This window comes from Rhodanobacter sp. UC4443_H10, assembly GCF_052978325.1.
Genome location: NZ_CM129668.1, coordinates 2,165,425 through 2,183,207, shown reverse-complemented (window position 1 = coordinate 2,183,207; position 17,783 = coordinate 2,165,425). Strand labels below are relative to the sequence as shown.

Annotated in this window: 18 protein-coding genes; 8 read left to right on the top strand and 10 right to left on the bottom strand. The window is 69.2% G+C overall.

Annotated features, from left to right (window positions below):
• The first annotated feature begins 134 nt into the window (after positions 1-134).
• Complete coding sequence (locus ACVCMB_RS10125; protein WP_447106837.1) at positions 135-779, top strand: hypothetical protein; 645 nt, start codon at positions 135-137, stop codon at positions 777-779.
• Entirely contained in the window at positions 776-988 is a 213-nt protein-coding gene (locus ACVCMB_RS10120) for a helix-turn-helix transcriptional regulator (RefSeq protein ID WP_395120321.1), read from the top strand. Before ACVCMB_RS10125 ends, ACVCMB_RS10120 begins: the two co-directional genes overlap by 4 nt.
• A gap of 3 nt (positions 989-991) precedes the next feature.
• Here ACVCMB_RS10120 and rmuC read toward each other — a convergent pair whose 3' ends face one another.
• Positions 992-2,434 (bottom strand): DNA recombination protein RmuC, encoded by a 1,443-nt coding sequence (rmuC, locus tag ACVCMB_RS10115; protein ID WP_395120320.1) that lies wholly within the window; start codon positions 2,432-2,434, stop codon positions 992-994.
• Positions 2,435-2,559: 125 nt separating this feature from the next.
• Here rmuC and ACVCMB_RS10110 point away from each other — a divergent pair, with 125 nt between their 5' ends.
• Entirely contained in the window at positions 2,560-3,753 is a 1,194-nt protein-coding gene (locus ACVCMB_RS10110; protein WP_447106836.1) for an NAD(P)/FAD-dependent oxidoreductase, read from the top strand.
• Between the two features lie 37 nt (positions 3,754-3,790).
• Here ACVCMB_RS10110 and ACVCMB_RS10105 read toward each other — a convergent pair whose 3' ends face one another.
• From ACVCMB_RS10105 to ACVCMB_RS10085, 5 genes are all read right to left on the bottom strand, one after another.
• Positions 3,791-4,963, bottom strand: a complete 1,173-nt coding sequence (locus ACVCMB_RS10105) for a class I SAM-dependent rRNA methyltransferase (protein ID WP_447106835.1) — start codon at positions 4,961-4,963, stop codon at positions 3,791-3,793.
• Between the two features lie 57 nt (positions 4,964-5,020).
• The gene (locus tag ACVCMB_RS10100; RefSeq protein ID WP_447099624.1) at positions 5,021-5,455 is read right to left on the bottom strand and encodes a hypothetical protein; all 435 of its coding nucleotides are present in this window, start codon (positions 5,453-5,455) and stop codon (positions 5,021-5,023) included.
• A 51-nt stretch (positions 5,456-5,506) separates the two neighbouring features.
• Positions 5,507-6,511, bottom strand: a complete 1,005-nt coding sequence (locus ACVCMB_RS10095; protein ID WP_447106834.1) for an IS110 family transposase — start codon at positions 6,509-6,511, stop codon at positions 5,507-5,509.
• 304 nt (positions 6,512-6,815) lie between these two features.
• The gene (locus ACVCMB_RS10090; protein WP_447107158.1) at positions 6,816-7,772 is read right to left on the bottom strand and encodes a serine/threonine protein kinase; all 957 of its coding nucleotides are present in this window, start codon (positions 7,770-7,772) and stop codon (positions 6,816-6,818) included.
• A gap of 178 nt (positions 7,773-7,950) precedes the next feature.
• Positions 7,951-8,391 (bottom strand): hotdog fold thioesterase, encoded by a 441-nt coding sequence (locus ACVCMB_RS10085; protein ID WP_447106833.1) that lies wholly within the window; start codon positions 8,389-8,391, stop codon positions 7,951-7,953.
• Between the two features lie 244 nt (positions 8,392-8,635).
• On the opposite strand from ACVCMB_RS10085, the gene ACVCMB_RS10080 reads away from it, so the two are divergent.
• Positions 8,636-9,697, top strand: a complete 1,062-nt coding sequence (locus ACVCMB_RS10080; protein ID WP_395121261.1) for a 2Fe-2S iron-sulfur cluster-binding protein — start codon at positions 8,636-8,638, stop codon at positions 9,695-9,697.
• Between the two features lie 77 nt (positions 9,698-9,774).
• On the opposite strand, the gene ACVCMB_RS10075 is transcribed toward ACVCMB_RS10080, so the two are convergent.
• The 3 genes from ACVCMB_RS10075 to ACVCMB_RS10065 all read right to left on the bottom strand — a co-directional run bounded on the left by ACVCMB_RS10075 (position 9,775) and on the right by ACVCMB_RS10065 (position 11,246).
• A complete protein-coding gene (locus ACVCMB_RS10075) occupies positions 9,775-10,221 on the bottom strand; it encodes a rhodanese-like domain-containing protein (RefSeq protein ID WP_447097974.1) in 447 nt (148 codons plus the stop codon).
• An 84-nt stretch (positions 10,222-10,305) separates the two neighbouring features.
• On the bottom strand, positions 10,306-10,719 hold the full coding sequence (locus ACVCMB_RS10070; protein ID WP_395120314.1) for a hypothetical protein: 414 nt from the start codon (positions 10,717-10,719) through the stop codon (positions 10,306-10,308).
• 41 nt (positions 10,720-10,760) lie between these two features.
• On the bottom strand, positions 10,761-11,246 hold the full coding sequence (locus tag ACVCMB_RS10065; RefSeq protein ID WP_395120313.1) for a YiiD C-terminal domain-containing protein: 486 nt from the start codon (positions 11,244-11,246) through the stop codon (positions 10,761-10,763).
• A gap of 58 nt (positions 11,247-11,304) precedes the next feature.
• Here ACVCMB_RS10065 and ACVCMB_RS10060 point away from each other — a divergent pair, with 58 nt between their 5' ends.
• The 4 genes from ACVCMB_RS10060 to ACVCMB_RS10045 all read left to right on the top strand — a co-directional run bounded on the left by ACVCMB_RS10060 (position 11,305) and on the right by ACVCMB_RS10045 (position 15,731).
• On the top strand, positions 11,305-12,096 hold the full coding sequence (locus ACVCMB_RS10060) for a uroporphyrinogen-III synthase (RefSeq protein WP_447106832.1): 792 nt from the start codon (positions 11,305-11,307) through the stop codon (positions 12,094-12,096).
• Positions 12,097-12,155: 59 nt separating this feature from the next.
• Positions 12,156-13,337: a uroporphyrinogen-III C-methyltransferase gene (locus ACVCMB_RS10055; RefSeq protein WP_447106831.1), complete on the top strand. Its 1,182-nt coding sequence runs from the start codon at positions 12,156-12,158 to the stop codon at positions 13,335-13,337.
• On the top strand, positions 13,334-14,587 hold the full coding sequence (locus tag ACVCMB_RS10050) for a heme biosynthesis HemY N-terminal domain-containing protein (RefSeq protein WP_447097978.1): 1,254 nt from the start codon (positions 13,334-13,336) through the stop codon (positions 14,585-14,587). The genes ACVCMB_RS10055 and ACVCMB_RS10050 overlap by 4 nt, the downstream gene beginning before the upstream one ends.
• 106 nt (positions 14,588-14,693) lie before the next feature.
• Positions 14,694-15,731 (top strand): alpha/beta fold hydrolase, encoded by a 1,038-nt coding sequence (locus ACVCMB_RS10045; protein ID WP_447106830.1) that lies wholly within the window; start codon positions 14,694-14,696, stop codon positions 15,729-15,731.
• 24 nt (positions 15,732-15,755) lie between these two features.
• Here the strand turns inward: ACVCMB_RS10045 and ACVCMB_RS10040 are convergent, their stop codons facing one another.
• Positions 15,756-17,777, bottom strand: a complete 2,022-nt coding sequence (locus tag ACVCMB_RS10040) for a trypsin-like peptidase domain-containing protein (RefSeq protein ID WP_447106829.1) — start codon at positions 17,775-17,777, stop codon at positions 15,756-15,758.
• Positions 17,778-17,783: the final 6 nt, after the last annotated feature.

The window sequence follows — 17,783 nt, the reverse complement described above, 5'->3', positions numbered from 1 at the left end:
GCTGATTTGCCAGTTTAACGTTCCCAACCTGATGACGTCTGTGTCGCCGGGGTTCCCGCGCGGGGAGGCCATTGTCAGTCTGACAAGACATGATGTAATGTATAACGTACACAACGTCCGATGGAGATGACACCATGTCGCGCAACCTGCGCTACTTCGTCCTGGTTCCGCTGTCCATGGCGGCGTTCTACGTGCTGTTCGTGCTGCCCGACGTGGATCTGGGCTGGCCCGGCGGGCTGGCCGTGCTTGGTGGCGCCTGGCTGGTCTGGTACCTGCTCTGGGCCACGCTCCAGGAATCCGCCGCGATGGCGGCCCGGGACGAGTCGGCGGCACCGGTGTCGCCGGGCGAGCAGCGGGCCTGGATCGGCCTGGTCTTCACCGCGGCCATCGGCGCCTACTACCTCCTGCGCGGTTCGCAGATGGTGGCTGCGGATGGGTCGATGGCGCCGGAGGCCTCGGCGATCGGCCGGCACATCGGCATGCTGGTGGTCGGCTGGCTGGTGGTGATGCAGCTGCTGCGGCATCGCTGGCGCGACACGGTGGAACAGGACGAGCGCGATCGCCAGATCGAGGCGCGCGCCTGCGGTTGGGCGCGGGTCGGCTTGTCGGTGTTCGTGATCGGCCTGGCCGTGATGTTCGCGTTCTCGCCGCTGGAACGCCTCGCCTGGGCCCGGCCGATGGCGGTCGCCAACCTGCTGATCGTCGGCCTGATGGCGTCGTGCCTGCTGGAATACCTGGCCACCGGCATGGCCTACTGGCACGACCGGCGCAGCGCATGAGCGGCACGCCGATCGACAACAGCATCCGCAAGCTGCGCTTCGAGCATGGCGAAATGACCCAGCAGGCGCTGGCCGATGCCTGCGGCATCACGCGGCAGACGGTGATCGCGCTGGAAGGCGGCAAATACGCGCCGTCGCTGGAGCTGGCCTTCCGTATTGCCCATGCGTTCGGCGTGGGGGTGGAGGACGTGTTCCGCTGGCGACGCTGAGGCTCAGTCGGCCGCCGGTTCGTCGCCGTCCTCCGTGGCGGGGGCGGTATCGAGAAGTTGCTGGCTGACCTCGCCGGGCAGTGTTTCGACGCCGCGCAGCCTGCGTTCGATCGCGCGCGTGCGCACGCCCGTCGCATCGATCTGGTTGCTGGCCTGGTCCAGATTCTTCTTGACCTTGTCCAGCACGGCGCCGAACTTGCCGAACTCGGTCTTGACCGCACCCAGCAGCTGCCACACCTCGCTGCTGCGCTTCTCGATCGCCAGCGTGCGGAAACCGGCCTTGAGGCTGGTCAGGATCGCCGCCAGCGTGGTCGGTCCGGCCACGGTGATGTGGTGTTCGCGCTGCAGCGACTCGAACAGGCCCGGCCGCCGCAGCACTTCGGCGAACAGGCCTTCGGTCGGCAGGAACAGGATGGCGAAATCCACCGTATGCGGCGGCACCACGTATTTGCTGCGGATGCGCTTGGCCTCCTCGCGCACGCGCCGTTCCAGCGCGTTGGCGGCATCGGCGGCGGCCGCGGCATTGGCGTTCTCGTGGGCTTCCTGCAGGCGCTGGTAGTCCTCGAGTGGAAACTTCGCGTCGATCGGCAACCACAGCGCGGCGCCATCGACGCCGTTGGGCATGTGGATGGCGTACTCCACCCGCGCGTCTGAGTTGGGTGCGACGGCCACGTTGACCGCGTACTGGTCGGGCGTCAGCAGCTGTTCGAGCAGCGCGCCGAGCTGGGTCTCGCCCAGCACGCCGCGGGTCTTCACGTTGCCCAGCACGCGCTTGAGGTCGCCCACGCCGACGGCCAGGCCCTGCATCTCGCCAAGGCCGCGCTGCACCGCCTCCAGCCGCTCGGAGACCAGCTTGAACGATTCGCCGAGGCGATTTTCCAGCGTGGCGTGCAGCTTCTCGTCCACGGTGGCGCGCATCTGCTCCAGCTTGGCCGCGTTGTCCTGCTGGATCGCGCCGAGCTTGGCCTCCAGCGTGGCGCGCACCTCGCCCATGCGCTTCTCGTGTTCGGCGCTGAGTGCGGCGAGGCGCTGCTGCTGCTGTTCGCCGAAGCGGTTGAGCGCGAGCGTGGTCTCCGCGCGGCTCTTGCGCGCGTCCTCCGCGAGTTGCTGCGCCAGGGTCTGCAGACCCTGGCTGGTGCCGTCGGTGAGCGCAGCCAGGCGCTGGCCGAAGCCCTCGATGCGCTCGGCCTGCTGCTGCGACATGCCGCCGAGCTGCTCCCCCACATGGCCGCGGAAACGGTCGAAACCCTGTTGCAACTCCTCCCGACCGGCGCGTTGCTCCTCGCGCAGGGTGCGCTCGACCCGGGCACTGTCGTCCTTCAGTGCATCCAGTTTTGCGCTCACGCCCGCGCCGTCGCGGCCGCGCAGCAGCGTGACGAGCTGCAACAGCAGCACCAGCACAAGCAGGATGACGAGGACGATCTGCAGGATCTCGTTGAGTGGCATGGAACGTTTCCCGGGTTCGATGCATCCAGTGTACGTCGAGCCGTCTCATGGCCTGCGCCGGCGTTTCACGCTGGAATGGCGGGCGTGGTGCATGATGGGCGGAGTGCTTGTTCAAGGAGAAGGTCATGGAACATGTCCACGATTACCTGATCATCGGCGCAGGCATGGCCGCCGATGCGGCCGCCAAGGCGATCCGCGAGGTCGATCCGGCGGCCGACGTCGGCCTGGTCGGCGACGAGACCTCGGCGCCGTACCAGCGCCCGCCGCTCAGCAAGGGGCTGTGGAAGGGCGACAAGTCGCCCGCCGACGTCGACCTGGCCACCGCGGCCAGCGGCGCCACCCTGCATCTCGGCCGGCGGATCGAATCGCTCGACCGCGCCACCCGCGTCGCGCGCGACGACCGCGGCGACACCTACCGCTATCGCCGCCTGCTGCTGGCCACCGGTGCCACGCCGCGGCAGCTGCCGTTCGAGGGCGGCAAGCGGCTGATCCATTACCGCACGCTGGCGGATTACCAGGCGCTGCACGGTTTCGCGCAGCCCGGCGCGTACATCGCGGTGATCGGCGGCGGCTTCATCGGCTGCGAACTGGCTGCCTCGCTGGCCGCGCTGGGTTGCAAGGTCAGCCTGCTGTTTCCCGGCGAGCTGCTGGGGGCAGGACGTTATCCCGAGGGACTGGCGCGTTTCATCACCGACTACTTTGCGCGCCATGGCGTGGACGTGCGACCCGGCGCGCAGGTCACCGGCAGCAATCCCACGGATGGCGGCGTGGAGCTGAGCCTGTCCGACGGCACGTTGCTGCGCGTGGAGGCCGCCGTGGCCGGCATCGGCGTGACGCCGAACGTCGCGCTGGCCGAACAGGCGGGGCTGGCGGTGGACAACGGCATCCTGGTCGATGCGCAGCTGCGCACCAGCGATCCGGACATCTGGGCCGCCGGCGACGTGGCCAATTTCCACAGCGTGAGCCTGGATCGCCGGATGCGCGTGGAGCACGAGGACGCCGCCGTCGGCATGGGCCGGCTCGCCGGCCGCGCGATGGCCGGGATCGCGGAAGAGTACGTCACCCAGCCGTTCTTCTACTCCGACCTGTTCGACCTGGGTTACGAGGCGGTGGGCCTGCTCGATACGCGGCTGGAGGTGGTCGAGGACTGGCGCGAACCGAACCGCGAAGGCGTGGTGTATTACCTCGACGGTGGGCGCGTGCGCGGCGTGCTGCTGTGGAACACGTGGGACCAGGTGGACGCGGCGCGCGCGCTGATCGCCGAGCCCGGCCCGTTCGACGCCGCCTCGTTGCGCGGCCGGCTGCCGCGCAAATCCTGACCCGCGCCGCGTTGTTGCAGAAAAAAGCCGGAATCCCTCAATCCACCCGGCAGAACACTGCCTTCAGGTAGCGCCCTTCCGGCACGTCGGTGCGGAACGGGTGGTCGGCGCCGGCGCCGCGCACTTCCAGCACCTGGATCGTGCGGCCGGCGTTGAGCGCCACCCGGCGCAGCATCTCCAGGAACTCGCCTTCGCCGACCAGGCCGGTGCACGAGCAGGTCAGCAGCAGGCCGCCGGACGGGATGATGTCCAGCGCCATGCGGTTCATCGCGAAGTACTTCTTCAGCGCGTCCATCACCTTGCTGCGGTCGCGGGTGAGCTTGGCCGGGTCGAGGATCACCGCGTCGTACTTCTCGCCGCGCGCGACGGCGGCGCGCACCCAGTCGAAGATGTCGGATTGCTCGAACGTCACCGCGACCTGGTTCGCTTCCGCATTCGCGCGGGCGACTTCCAGGATGCCCGCGTCCAGGTCCACGCCGACCGCCTCGCGCGCACCGCCGGCCATCGCGTGCACGGCGAAGCCGCCGGCGTTGCAGCACAGGTCGAGCACGCGGCGGCCTTTCGCCAGCTCGGCGAAGCGCTTGCGGTTGTCGCGCTGGTCGGCGAAGAAGCCGGTCTTGTGGCCGAGCCCCGGCGCGGCGTGGAAGCGCAGGCCGTGTTCGTGCACCTCGAACGGCGCCGGCACCTCGGGGCTGCGACAGTCGAACGACTCCTGCTTCTGCACGTGCGACTCGGCGAACCAGTACAGCTGCGCGCCGGGGAAGTGGGTGAGCAGGGCGGCGTGGATCGCCTCGCGAAAACGCCACATGCCGGCAGCGAAGTATTCGATGACGATGACGTTGGCGTAGCGATCGACGATCAGGCCGGAAAGATCGTCGCCTTCGCTGTGCACCACGCGCCAGGCATCGCTGACCTCGTCGAGCTGCAGCCACTCGCGGCGCAGCTGCACCGCGCGGGCGATGCGCGCGGCGATCCAGTCGGCGTCGATCACGGCATCCGGATGCGTGTCCAGCAGGCGAAGGGCAATGCGCGCATGGCCGTTCCAGAATGCACGGCCGACGAAACGCCCCTTCGCATCCTGCACCTCGACCACGCTGCCCGGCGGCAGCTTTGACTCGGGCTTGTGCAGTTGTGCCGACCATACCCACGGGTGGCCGGGAGCACGATCGGATTTCAGGCGGATGACGGGAAGCGCTGCGGGCGTATTCATCCGCGCATGATAGCGGCCCCTGCTGCTCCCCCCGCTTTGCAGGGAGCGAGCCAGGCGTCAGCGCAGGCGCAGCACCAGCCAAGAGAGCAGGGCGAGCAGGTTGATGCCCAGGCGCGACACCGACGGGCCGGCGACCGCGAGCACGAAACCCTGGCTGCCGAGGTGCCAGTCCAGTCCCAGCCGCGGCGCGGCCTGCAGGGTGGCAAACACGTTGATGAAGGCGCCGCAGTGCAGGCCGTAGCTGAACACCGGCAGGGCGATCAGCGGCAATTGCAGCAACTGCGCCCAGCGCGACAGCCGCACGCCATGCTCGGTGCCGGCCACCAGCTGGACGCCGGCGGCGAGCACGAAACCGTACAGCACCAGGCCGATCAGGGCGATCACGCCGTCATGCGCGCCGAACGGCAACAGCCGCCGCAGCATCGCCGCCACGCCGTACAGGCCGCCGGCGATTTCGAGGACGCCGATCAGGCGGAACAAGGTGGTGCGCATGCAAGAAACTCCTGAAAGCAAGTCGGTGGATTGTAGACACTTAGATCGAAGTCAAGCCTTTTCGAGGTCTGCATAGAGGAGAGCGGAGTCGTAGAGGGCGGGGTTTTTCATGACGGCCCAGGCGGCGGTGAGCATCTTGCGCATGACGGCGGTGGTGGCCTGCAAGGGCTTCTTGCCGCGGGCGACAAGGCGTTCCTTGAAGGCCTTGGCGCGTGGGTCGTGCACGGTCGCGCTCATGGCGGGCAGGAAGAGCGCGCGGCGCAGGTACTTGTTGCCGTGGCGGGAGATGCGCGGCGCCTTGTGCACGCTGGTGCCGGATTCGAACACACGCGGGTCGAGGCCGGCGTGGCTGACGCAGGCGCGGCTGCTGAGCGTGGGTGGCAGGGTGATCAGTTCACTGAGCAGGGCGACAGCGGAGACGTCGGCGATGCCCGTGAAGCTGCACAGTGCCTTGAAGCAGGCGTTCAAGTGAGGCTCCTCGCGGATCAGGGCGATGGCGTGGGTGCGGATGCGCGCGATGCGCTTGTCGGTGCTGGCGATCATGCGCTTGAGCTCGTCGCGCAACAGGCGCGGGCTGCCTTTGACGCTTTGCAAGGCGTGCAGGCGGTTCTTGTTGGCGGTGTTCGCCTCGGTCAGCTGGACAAGGAAACGTCCGTAGCTCCGCAGCTGCAGGTGCGCCTCGCTCGGCGCCACCCAGGCCAGGAACGGCATGCGCTGAAGGCATTCCAGCAGCATCTTGGCGTCCAGCCGGTCGGTCTTGTTGCGCTGGTTCAGCGCTTGCGCGAAGTGGTGCGCCACGCGCGGGTTGATCACCATCACCTCGGCGCCCAGCTGCTGCGCCTGCAGCGCCACGTCCAGGTAATACACGCCCGTGGCCTCGACCAGCACGCGCAGCGTCATGCCGTGGCGCAAGCGCCCTTTCAGGAACGTCAGCAAGGCTGGCGCCGTGTTGTCCACCGTGCCTTGCTCACGCTCGCCGGCGATCTCGCTGGCCCAGGCATGGGACTTCGCGCCGATGTCCAATGCCAGCCAAGCCGTATCCAAAGAAGAAGTCATGCGCGTGCCTCGTGCGGTATCGTGGGGTAGGATGTTTTCAGGTTCCCCGACCCCGCACTCTCGCGGCACACCCTTGTCACGCTGGCTCAACGGCCCGGGACACTTATCGTGCTCAGCGAATGGGGCGGGGAGCCGCTCTACGTGCGAGGTCAGCCAGGCTGCCTCAAGGAGCCCGCGGCTTCCCCGAAAACGTGGACGACCTTACGCCTGCCGCCCTCGATGACCAACGTACAAGGAGCCCGCTCGCGGGCGATGTTCCTGCTGCATCCCGAATCCGGGAACCGCATCGCCCGCGAGCGGGCGCCTACGAGGGGGCGCCGAGCTCGTCGGCCAGTTCATGCAGGTCGGCGACGTGCTGGTCCCACCAGCGCGATTCGGCGACGAAGGGGAACGCGGCAGGAAACGCCGGATCGTGCCAGCGTGCGGCGATCCAGCCGGCGTAGTGCAGCTGGCGCATCGCGCGCAGTGCCGGGATCAGCGCCAGTTCGTCGTCGTCGAAATCGCGGAACTGGCGGTAGCCTTCGAGCACGGCATCCATCGCGCGCTCGTCGTTGGCCAGCATCCACAAGTCCTGCACCGCCGGGCCGGTGCGGGCGTCGTCGAGGTCGACGAAATGCGGTCCGGCGTCGGTCCACAGCACGTTGCCGGGGTGGCAGTCGCCGTGCAGGCGCAGCTGGCGCACCGGACCGACCGCCTCCAGGCGCGCGGCGATGGCGGCATCCAGGCGAGTCGCTGCCGCGCGGTAGTTCCCCTGCAGCGAGGTCGGCAGCAGCGACGAGTCGAGCACCGCGCACAGCGGCTGCTGCACCATGGTGTCGCGATCGAGCCGGCCGCGGTGGACGAACGGCGCACGCGCGCCGACCACGTGCATGCGCGCGATCAGCCGGCCCAGCCACTGCAGCTGGTCGACGGCTTCCAGTTCGGGGGCGCGGCCGCCGCGGCGCGGCGTCAGCGCGTAACGGAAGCCGCCGTGCAGCAGCAGGGTGCGGCCGTCGAATGCCAACGGCGCGACCACCGGCAATTCGGCCTCGGCCAGCTCCTGCGCGAACGTGTGCTCCTCGATGATCGCCGCATCGCTCCAGCGGCCGGGCCGGTAGAACTTCGCGATCACCGGCGGCGAGTCTTCCAGGCCCACCTGCCAGACCCGGTTCTCGTAACTGTTCAGCGCCAGCAGGCGTCCGTCCGGCCACAACCCGCAGGCGCTCACGGCATCGAGCACCAGGTCGGGGGTGAGGCTGGCGTAGGGCGCGTCGGCGGTCATGTCGGCGGGAGTGCCGGTCTCACCGGTGCGCACCGGTCGTCATTCCCGCGAAAGCGGGAATCCATGGGTTCACGAGGTAAAAGACAGCGGATGACCAGACATTCGTCTGTTGAAAAAACGCCTCCCGCTCTCGCGGGAATGACGATGCTCCAATGAGAGTCATCGGGAGCAGGTCGCATTATCTGGTGCCCATGCCACGCGCGGCGATCACCGCCATGGTGATGCGCGAGATGCACACCAGCGCGCCGTCCTCGTCCTCGATGCGGATCTCCCACACCTGGGTGGTGCGGCCGATGTGCAGCACCCTGGCGGTGCCGGTGACGGTGCCCGAGCGCACGCCGCGGATGTGGTTGGCGTTGATGTCCAGGCCCACCGCCAGCTCCTGGTCCGGGTCCAGCGTAAGCATCGCCGCGGTGCTGCCCAGGGTCTCGGCCAGCGCCACCGAGGCGCCGCCGTGCAGCAGGCCGTAGGGCTGGTGGGTGCGCGCGTCGACCGGCATGGTGCCTTGCAGCCAGTCGTCGCCGACCGCGGTGATGCGGATGCCCAGCGTCTCCATCATCGTGTTGGCGCTCCAGCCGTTGAGGCGGGCCAGGTCGGTGGGTTGTTTCCAGAGGCTCATCGTTGATTCCCTTGCGGTGAGGAGCCTGCCGGACTTTGGTCGGCCGGGCTGCAAATCCGGCTGTGCGGTCCATATTTGGCCAGCTTCGCTGTTGTGAAGCGCTTCGCCGATTCTTGCCCCATGGAACCACCATGGGGCGGCGAACCGTCGAAGATCTGGCCTCGCGCAGCCGGATTTTCGCCTCGACCACCAAAGCCCGACAGGCTCCGAGCCCGCATTGTTGTCTGTCGCGTTCACGGCGACAATGCTGCCGGTGCCCATCGTTACCCTGAAATCCTCCGGCCGGCAGTTCCCCGTGGCCATCGGCGAGACCGTGCTGGAAGCGGCGCAGCGCGCGGGCGTGGCGTTGCCGTATTCCTGCCGCGCCGGCGTCTGCGGCAGTTGCAAGGCCACCGTGCTGCAGGGTCGTTGCGAATACCCGCGCAACCCGCCGCTGGCGCTGAGCGCCGATGCGGTGGCCCATCACGCGGTGCTCTTGTGCCAGGCCGTGCCGGTCACCGACCTGCTGCTGGAGGCGCGCGAAGTGCCCTCGGTGGAGGACATCGTGCGGCGCCAGCTGGGGGTGGAAGTGGTCGACAAGTGGCGCCTGGCCCCCGACGTGATCGGCGTGCGCCTGCGCCCCGAACGCGGCGAACGGCGCCTGCGCCGGCTGCCCGGCCAGTATTTGGACGTGGTGCTGGAAGACGGCCGGCATCGGCCGTTCTCGATCGCCAACCGGCCGCAGCCGGACGGCAGCCTCGAACTGCACGTTCGTCACGTCGCCGGCGGCGGCTTCACTTCATGGGTCAACGATGCCCTGCAGGTCGGCGACCGCCTGCGCGTGGAGGGGCCGCTGGGCACCTTCGTGCCGCGCGAGGATTCCGAACGGCCGATGATCTTCATGGCCGGCGGTACCGGCTTCGCGCCGGTCAAGGCAATCATCGAGCACTTCATCGCGCTGGGCACGCGCCGCCCGATCCGGCTCTACTGGGGCGCACGCAGCGCCGACGAGTTGTACCTGCGCGAGTTGGCCGCGCAGTGGGCGCGCGAGGTGCCCGGCCTCGACTTCCATCCGGTGGTGTCCGACGCCGCGCGCGCCGACGGCCTGCGCACGGGCCTCGTGCATGAGGCAGTGCTGGCCGACTGGCCCGACCTGTCGGGTCACGACCTCTACATGAGCGGCCCGCCGGCGATGATCGACGCTGCGCACCCGAACTTCCTCGCCGCCGGCCTGCCGGAGGATCGGCTCTACTACGACTCGTTCGAATACGCGCCCGACGTGCTGGCGCAGATCATCGCCAGCCGCGCCGGCATCCATGATGGCTAGAGGCGGGTGAAGAGGAGTGAGAAAAGAGAGGACAACCCCGCTTTCTCTCACTTCTCACTCCTCTCCACTCGCTCCTGCTACTTGTTGCCTTTGGCCACCGGCAACTGCGCCGCGTGCCAGGCCAGCACGCCGCCGCCGAGGGTGTGCACGTGCTCGAAGCCGGCCTTGAGCAGGCGCTGCGCGGCCTTGGCCGCATTGCCGCGACCGTCCTTGTCCATCAGCACGACCGGCAGGGACTTCGCGGCGGCGAGATCCTTCTTTTCCGGGTCGAACTGGCTCATCGCCACGTGCTTCGCACCGGGCACGTGCATCTTCTCGAAGTCCGCCAGCGCGGACAGGTCGATCAGCAGCGGATTCTCGCGGTTGATCAGGCCGGTGAGCGCGGCCGGGCTCAGTTCCTTGATCTTGCTGAACATGATCCGCGCCTGGATGACCAGCAAGGCCACCAGCAGGATCACGAACAGCACCGACAGGGCGACATGGTTGCCGACAAAGGCAGGCAGCTGGTGCAGGAAATCGTTCATCGTCAGTCCATCGGCGCGCCGCGCGGCGCCGGTTCGGGTAAACCCGCGATTATACGGGTTGCGTGCGGCAGCCGGCGCCTGTGCTCATTCGCGGGTGATGTCCGGCAGCCCGCTGGTCAGCCACCAATGCCTGGTCTGCTCGTCGTAACGCCAGGTCTGGCGGTCGATCACGCTGCGCTCGGCCTGGGTGTGGATGTTGACCACGCTGATCCGCACCGTCTGCTGCACCTCGGTCGGGCCGAGCGGCACCGGGCCGCTGCCGTCGTCGTACTCGGTGACGCGTACCTGCTTGTAGCGCGCGCGGTCCAGTTCGCTCAGCGGGTGTTCGGCACGGATCTTCGGGTCGATGAATTGCGCGGCACTGGCGAAATCGCCCCAGCGCAGCGTGCCGGCATAGGCCGACAAGGTGGTGGTCAGCGAGCGGCTGCGTTCCTGCGTGGCGCAGGCGGCCAGCAGCAGGAGCGACAACACCAGCAGGAGCTGCGGGATACGGCGCATGGATGGTTCTCCTTGGCGGTGGCCGGGCCATTCTGCCTCATTCAAGCCGGCAGGGTCGGCTCGCGCCGCTTGGCCACGAAACGCGCTGCCAGTGTGGCCGCGGGCTGGCCGTCGGTGCCGGGAACGATGCATTCGACCGCGATGCGGGCACGTCCGCGCGCGGCCAGCGTGTCGAAGAAGGTGTCCCACCGTGCGTCGGGCGCGAGCCGCGCCTCGCTGCAGAAGTCCTGCCACAGCGGCGCGAGGTAGCGCACGCCGGATTCGGCGACGAACACGTCGCAGTCGATGCCGCGCCGGCGCAGCGCCAGTTCAACCAGTGCCCAGCCGCTCAGCGTCATCAGGCTGACCAGGCTGCCGCCGAACGCGCAGCCCTTGTCGTTGACATTCGGCGGCAACGGCGCGCACAGACTCAGCATGTCGGCGTCGTGGTGCTGCAATCGCAGGTCCATTGCGCGGGCCAGCGGGATTTCATCGCGGATGAACCGGATCAGGCGCTGCGCGTCATCGTTGTCGGAAAGGGTATCCACGTGGCTCGATGAGGTGGGGGAAAACTCCACAGTGTAGGGCCGCCGCTACACTGCAGCCATGCCGAACCATCGACCCGACGCGCGAACGCACCCGCAGGCACTGACGAGAGTCGGCGCCTTGCGCGCCCGGGTGCTCGTCATCACCCGCCCGGTGGGCACCGCTGCGGCCTTGTCGCGTCGCGTGCGCGCGCTCGGCGGCGTGCCGTTGTCGCTGCCCGGCCTGGCGCTGCGCGCAGCGGACGATCCGGCGGCCGTGCGTGCGCAGCTGCGCGAGGCGCTCGCCGACGAACTGGTGATCTTCACCAGCCCCGCGGCCGTGCATCACGCAGCGGCGCTCGTTGCGCTGCGCACGCGGTCGACCGTGCTGGCGGTGGGGCAGGGCACTGCGCGTGCGCTGCGCCGGCATGGGGTGAAGCAGCCGCTGTGTCCTGACCAGCAGGACAGCGAAGGCCTGCTCGCGCATCCGGCATTGCAGGCATTGCGCGATCGCCGCGTGGCGCTGATCGGCGCGCCGGGTGGCCGCGGCGTGCTGCGCCGCGAACTCGCCGCACGCGGTGCATGCCTGCGCGAAGTGCCGGTCTATCGTCGCGTGCCGCCGCGGCTCGATCGCCGCCACACCGCGGCGCTGCAGGTACTGCCGCGTTCGGCGCGCGTGCTGCTGTCCAGCCAGGAGGCGCTGCACAACCTCTGCAGCTTGCTGCCCCCGCCGGCGCGGCAGCGCCTGTGTGCCGCCACCGCCGTGGTGAGCAGCGAACGGCTGGCCGCGGCCGCGCGTGCGGCCGGGTTTCGTCGCGTCGTGCAGGCGGCCTCGGCGCTGGCCGACGACATGCTGGCCGTTGCCGCGCGTTGAGGCGCTCTTCACGCGCAGGCGCTACGAACGCAGGCGTATGGCCTGCTAGCATGCGAGCCATGAGCCAGCCAGATGAACCCACCGAGCCGCTCGCCGCGGCAGCCAGGACCCCGGCCTCGTCGCGGGACGTGCAGCCCGATCCGGTGATCGTCGACCCGCCGCGCTCGCGCCCGGCGCCCGCTGGCCGCGCGCCGCAGTCACGTGGTGGCGGCACCTTGGCATTCGCCCTGATCCTGTCGCTGCTGGCGCTGGCCGCCGCCGCATGGGTCGGCTGGCAGCAATGGCAACAGCAGCGCGGCAGCAACGCCGACCGCCAGGGCGTGGCGGCCTTGCAGCAGCGCGCAGAGGGCATCGAATCACGCGTGGGTGCGCTGGCCGACCAGCGTGCCAGCCTCGATCAGCGCGTGGACGACGCGGCGGCAGTCAACCGGTCGCTGCGCGAAGAATTGCTGGGCCAGAGCGAGCGCATCCGCAACCTGGAAGATGCCGTGGCCAAGCTGGCGGAGAAGAGCCTCTCCGGCCACGACGCCATGCTGCTGGACGAAACCGACTCGCTGCTGCGCATGGGCGCCGAGCGCTATCGCCTGTTCCACGACGCACCAGCGGCCGCTGCCGCCTACGAGCTGGCCGACCAGACCCTGGCGGCGGTCAATGACGGCGCCTTCAGTGGCGTGCGCCAGGATATCCAGGCCGAGCGCGAAGCCCTGCTGAAGAGCCAGCCGACCGACCAGGCCGGGCTGCTGCAGCAGTTGCAGGCGCTGCGCGGCACGATCGGCGAACTGCCGCTGAAGCCACTCGACACCCCCGCCGCCGCGCAGGCCACCGACGTCTGGTCGCGCATCCGCCGCGCGCTCGGCAGCGTGGTCAGCGTGCGTCGCGACAACGGTGCGCCGCTGGCGGTGGCTGATGCCCGCTTCGCGCGCGAGCTGGCCACGCTCGACCTGGCGCAGGCGCAGGCCGATCTGCTCGCCCACGACGGCATCGCCTATGCCGCGGCATTGCAGCGGGTGCAGGCCAGCCTGACGAGCCAGTTCGATGGCGACGCGAATTCGGTGCAGCAAGCCCGCGCCGCGCTGAAGAAGCTGCAGGAGCAACGACCTGCCGACAGCGCGGTGGAACTGGGTGCGGCCTTGCGCGAGTTGCGCAACCTGCGCGCGGTGCACGCGCTTGCGCCCGCGCCGGCCCAGTCCGCGGCGAAGCCTGCCGTTCCGGCGGCACGCCGGGGTGGAGTGCAGCCATGAGGCTGTGGCGCTGGCTGTTGCTGCTGGTCATCGTGGCGGCCGTGGCCGCGTTCGGCTGGCACTGGGTGGCCGAAGACCCGGGCTACGTCCTGCTGCGCATGCGCGGCTGGCGCGTCGAGACCACGGTGATTGCCGCGGTGGTGCTGTGGCTGCTCGCCTGGGCCGTGCTCAGCCTGGCGTGGAGCCTGCTGCGCTGGCCGTTCGGCGCACTCTCGCGGCGCCATCGCCGGCTCAGCCAGCAGCGCCTGGGCGAAGGTCTGGTGGCACTGATCGAAGGCCGCCACGGCGACGCCGAGCGCGACCTCAATCGCGCCTCGCGGCTGGAAAGCCTGCGCGGCCCGGCCCTGCTCGCCGCCGCCGAAGCCGCGTCGCGCCGCGGCGAGTCCGCCCGCGCGCTGGAGTCGCTCGATCGGGCTTCGCAATACGTTCCGCAGGCGGCCCGCGTGTTGCGCGCCCGCCTGCTGCGGCGCGAGGGCAAGCCGGCCGAAGCGCTGGCGCTGCTGGCGCCGGAAGCGGACAAGGGCACGCTCACTCCCGGCGGTTGGCGCGAGCTGGCGCAGGCGGCTCGCGAAAGCGGCGATCTGCGCCGCGCGCGCACCGCGCTGGAGCCGCTGCAGAAGAGCGGCGCGCTCGGCAGTCGCGCGTACGCGGCACTGGAAACGCAGATCCTGGCCGATACCTTGCAGGCCGCGCCGGACGGCGCCGCGCTGAACACGCTGTGGTCGCAGTTGCCGAAAGCGCAGCGCCGCCCGCCGACCGTGGTCGACGCCTATGCGCGCCGCGCCGCGTTCTTCGGACTGATGCTGCCGGCGATGGACGAACTGGAGTCGGCACTGCGCCGCGAATGGTCGCCGCGCCTGATCGAGACCTGGGGCCTGCTTGCCGGCGACGATCTCGAACCGCGCCTGCGCCGCGCCGAAGCCTGGCTCGACGTCCACCCGAACGACGCCCACCTGCTGCTCGCCCTGGGCCGCATGTGCGTGCGCCTGAAACTGTGGGGCAAGGCCCGCCAGTACCTCGAACGCTCGCTGGCGCTGGAGCCCGTCGCCGGCGCGTGGGAAGCCCTCGGCGACACGTTCGCCGGTCAGGGCGACGCCGCCGAAGCGCAGCGCTGTTATCGCAACGCACTGGCGATGACCCGCGGCGAAGCCGTGCGCGACACCCGCAGCCGCACCGGCGGCGCCATCGACACCACCGTCATTGCGGTGGAGGAGCGCGACCAGCACGGCGTGCCGAGGTTGCGCAGCTGAACCTCGGCCAGTGGCCCGCTCAGGTCGTCCCCGGCCTCCCGATTTCCACACGCGAACTTCCTTTCGTCGCCCCGGTCCCATGCCTGATCTCGAACCGGATCAGCACATGAAACATCGACACGCGGGACTTCTTGGCCTGGCCTGCAGCGGACTGTTCATTGCAGCCGCCGCGACGGCGGCTCCGCCGGCGCCAGCGACCACGCCGGCGCCAGCGACCACGCCGGACAGCTACGCCAGGCCCGGCCAGCGCATCGCCATCGATCACGGGCGCAGCCTCAACCTGCGCTGCAGCGGCAGCGGGCCGGTGACCGTATTGCTGGAGGCCGGGGCGCATGCCGATTCGCAGAGCTGGTTCCGCGTGCAGCCGTTGCTGGAAACGCATGCGCGCGTGTGTGCCTATGACCGCGCCGGCTACGGCTTCAGCGACGAGGGCCCGTTGCCGCGCGATCTTGCCGCCGACGTCGCCGACCTGCATGCGCTGATCCGCGCCGCCGGCCTGCACACACCGCTGCTGCTGGTGGGTCATTCGCTGGGCAGCAACATCGTGCGCCGCTATGCCAGCGAGCATCCGGACGACGTTGCCGGGATGGTGCTGGTCGATCCGCCGGCACAGGACCAGGCGCGTTTCCTGCCGGCATCCTGGACGAAGGACGAAGCTGCGCTGACGACGCAGCGCGACGCCTTCATCGCCAGCTGCGAGCAGGGCGCCGAGCGGGGCGTGCTGGGCCAGCCGCCGCCGGCGCTGGCGCAGTGCGTCGGCGGACCGCTGCCGTGGCAGAGCGCGGCGGTGGCGGCCGCCGACCGTGCGCGCAAGCTGCGTCCGGCGTTCTGGCATACCTTGCGCTCGGAGCTGGCGCAGAACGCGTCGGTGTTCGCCGCGCCGGTGCCGGCAAGCGAATCGCACGGCGACATGCCGCTGCTGGTGCTGCAGGCTTCGGGCACCTACGCGGATGCGCCGGAAGCCATGCGCAAGCCGCTGGAGGCCGCGCGCGAGGCGACGCAGCAGCGCATCACGGCCAGCTCGACCCGCGGCAGGCTGCGCCAGGTGGCCGACAGCTCGCACGACATCGAGATGGATCAGCCGCAGGCGGTGGCCGATGCGGTCATGGAGCTGCTGCGCGAACCGGCCCCGGCCAGGCGCTGACCCGCGCGACGCGCGCGGGCAGCCTCAGCGTTCCTTGATGCGCAGGTTCTTCATCAGCAGGTCGAGCTGGTGTTTCATGCGGGCCTGCGAAGAAGTGCCGGCGACGCCGTAGAAAGCGGTGTACAGCACCGACGGTTTGCCGTCGCCCGGCGCTGGCGTGGCCACGGCGTCGATCTTCATCAGGCCGTTCTCGGGGCGCGCCACCGCGTTGAACGGAAACTGGCGCTGCACCAGTTGCTGCCAGCGGCTGCTCATGTCCTTGTCCAGGTTCGGTGGCGGTGCCATGTAGCGCTGGATGTCGACGTTTTCCTGGTTGTCGGAGGTGGAGTCCTTCCACACATTGACGATGCCCACGTCCCATACCGGCTTGCCGTCGGAAAGAAAGAAGCGGAAGCCAAGCCACAGCATGTTGTCGGGGGTGATCTCCTGCACTTCGGGGCCGTAGGAGAAAGCCACCCGCGGCGACGCATAACTGAAGCGGTGGCCGTAGTCGAAGTCGATGCGGATGTCCTTGAAGACGGCCGGTTTCAGCTTCGCGTTCTTCAGGTAGCCGGTCCACTGCGCAAGCGTGCCCTCGTAGGTCGCGTGGATGAAGCCGCTGAGCTGGTCCATGTCCAGCCGGGTGTCGTGCAGGCTTGCCGGCGACGTCATCCGGGTCAGCATCACGCTGCCGTCAGGCACCGGCAGCGAATACACCACGCCCAGCGCGTTGGCATATGGCAACGCCCATACCGACACATGCCACGGCCGGCCCCAGCGATCCTCGTGCACCGATTCCTGCACGGGCTTGCCGAAGGAGGTGATCTTGATGTTCTCGCCGGCCACCGCGCGCCGGAACATGCCGGTCTGCGCCAGCAGGTCCATGCGCGCACGTGCATCGCGGTAATAGGTTTCCGCGTCGAAACCGTCGGGGCGGCGCAGATGAAACAGGCCGTTGCGATCGATCGCGCCGGCGTCCACGTAGCCATTGCCGCTCAGCGTGTAATGACTGGAAGCCTCGCCCACGCGGCTCCATTCGCCTTCCGCACCGCGCATGATCAACGACGGGAACGCGTTGAGCTTGGTGCGCTGGTGCAGCAGGCGCAGCGAGCCCGGGCCATCGGGAAACAGGTTGGCGGATTCCCTGGCGAGCAGGGTTTTCAGCATTGTGTCGGCGTTGGCGTTCGTGCGATCGAGGAAGGCGCGGTAGAACGCGTCCAGGCCCAGCGGAAGCGCGAACTGCGCCTTGAACGTGCCGTTCTCGACGGCCTGAAAGATGTCCAGCTGATAGACCAGGCGGGAGTCGATGATCGCCTGGTGCGCCGGGGCGTTCAGCACCTCGCTGATCGGCAGCGCGTAGTTGAGGTTCTCGTTCGCCGATTTCGCCAGCACCACGCCGATGAGCTTGCCGTTCCTGTCCAGCAGCGGGCCGCCGCTGTTGCCCGGTGAGGCGGCGGCGGAAAAGCGCATCCAGTTCCAGCTGCCGTCCTGCTGTTCCGGCGTGTTGGAGGTGTACAGGCCGTCGCGGATCACGATGCCGGTGCCCAGCGCGTTGCCCACCGCATACACGACCTGGTTCAGTGCCGGCCGGGTGTCCACCGGCAGCGGCTTGACCGACGGCGGCGAGGCCAGCGAGAACACCACGAAGTCCTTGCGCAGCGAGTACTGCTCGATCTTGTCGATGGCGTAGACATGGCCTTGCGAATCGCGCAATTCGGGTGCGCCCCACAGGCTGCCCGCGCCGGCCAGCAGCACGTGGCCGGCGGTGACATAGCGGTTGGGGCCGATCGCGAACGCCGTGCCGATCGAGTGGTACTTGTCGGTGCGTTCCTGGAACGGCAGCAGGTCCAGCGGCAACGGCTTCTCGTAACTCAGCGGATCGTCGACGGGCTTGGCCTGCACGACCTCGAACGTGGCCGCTTCGATGCGGGGCAGCATGGCCGGATCGAGCGTCGCGGCGTGGCTGCCGGTGAAGCCGCCCCAACCGATGCCGATGCACAGCGCCCACCGCGCGAAGTTCCTTCCCGTGCCGCCGATCCGGCGGCTCACGCCTTGCGAACTGGACATGGATTT

What these genes read in the sequence shown, in the direction of transcription:
- ACVCMB_RS10050 (WP_447097978.1), top strand. Translation starts at nt 13,334, where the DNA reads ATGAGGCTGTGGCGCTGGCTGTTGCTGCTGGTCATCGTGGCGGCCGTG.
- ACVCMB_RS10060 (WP_447106832.1), top strand. Translation starts at nt 11,305, where the DNA reads ATGCCGAACCATCGACCCGACGCGCGAACGCACCCGCAGGCACTGACG.
- ACVCMB_RS10075 (WP_447097974.1), bottom strand. Translation starts at nt 10,221, where the DNA reads ATGAACGATTTCCTGCACCAGCTGCCTGCCTTTGTCGGCAACCATGTC.
- ACVCMB_RS10105 (WP_447106835.1), bottom strand. Translation starts at nt 4,963, where the DNA reads ATGAATACGCCCGCAGCGCTTCCCGTCATCCGCCTGAAATCCGATCGT.
- ACVCMB_RS10070 (WP_395120314.1), bottom strand. Translation starts at nt 10,719, where the DNA reads ATGCGCCGTATCCCGCAGCTCCTGCTGGTGTTGTCGCTCCTGCTGCTG.
- ACVCMB_RS10120 (WP_395120321.1), top strand. Translation starts at nt 776, where the DNA reads ATGAGCGGCACGCCGATCGACAACAGCATCCGCAAGCTGCGCTTCGAG.
- ACVCMB_RS10125 (WP_447106837.1), top strand. Translation starts at nt 135, where the DNA reads ATGTCGCGCAACCTGCGCTACTTCGTCCTGGTTCCGCTGTCCATGGCG.
- ACVCMB_RS10110 (WP_447106836.1), top strand. Translation starts at nt 2,560, where the DNA reads ATGGAACATGTCCACGATTACCTGATCATCGGCGCAGGCATGGCCGCC.
- ACVCMB_RS10055 (WP_447106831.1), top strand. Translation starts at nt 12,156, where the DNA reads ATGAGCCAGCCAGATGAACCCACCGAGCCGCTCGCCGCGGCAGCCAGG.
- ACVCMB_RS10040 (WP_447106829.1), bottom strand. Translation starts at nt 17,777, where the DNA reads ATGTCCAGTTCGCAAGGCGTGAGCCGCCGGATCGGCGGCACGGGAAGG.
- ACVCMB_RS10090 (WP_447107158.1), bottom strand. Translation starts at nt 7,772, where the DNA reads ATGACCGCCGACGCGCCCTACGCCAGCCTCACCCCCGACCTGGTGCTC.
- ACVCMB_RS10080 (WP_395121261.1), top strand. Translation starts at nt 8,636, where the DNA reads ATGCTGCCGGTGCCCATCGTTACCCTGAAATCCTCCGGCCGGCAGTTC.
- ACVCMB_RS10100 (WP_447099624.1), bottom strand. Translation starts at nt 5,455, where the DNA reads ATGCGCACCACCTTGTTCCGCCTGATCGGCGTCCTCGAAATCGCCGGC.
- ACVCMB_RS10095 (WP_447106834.1), bottom strand. Translation starts at nt 6,511, where the DNA reads ATGACTTCTTCTTTGGATACGGCTTGGCTGGCATTGGACATCGGCGCG.
- rmuC (WP_395120320.1), bottom strand. Translation starts at nt 2,434, where the DNA reads ATGCCACTCAACGAGATCCTGCAGATCGTCCTCGTCATCCTGCTTGTG.
- ACVCMB_RS10085 (WP_447106833.1), bottom strand. Translation starts at nt 8,391, where the DNA reads ATGAGCCTCTGGAAACAACCCACCGACCTGGCCCGCCTCAACGGCTGG.
- ACVCMB_RS10045 (WP_447106830.1), top strand. Translation starts at nt 14,694, where the DNA reads ATGAAACATCGACACGCGGGACTTCTTGGCCTGGCCTGCAGCGGACTG.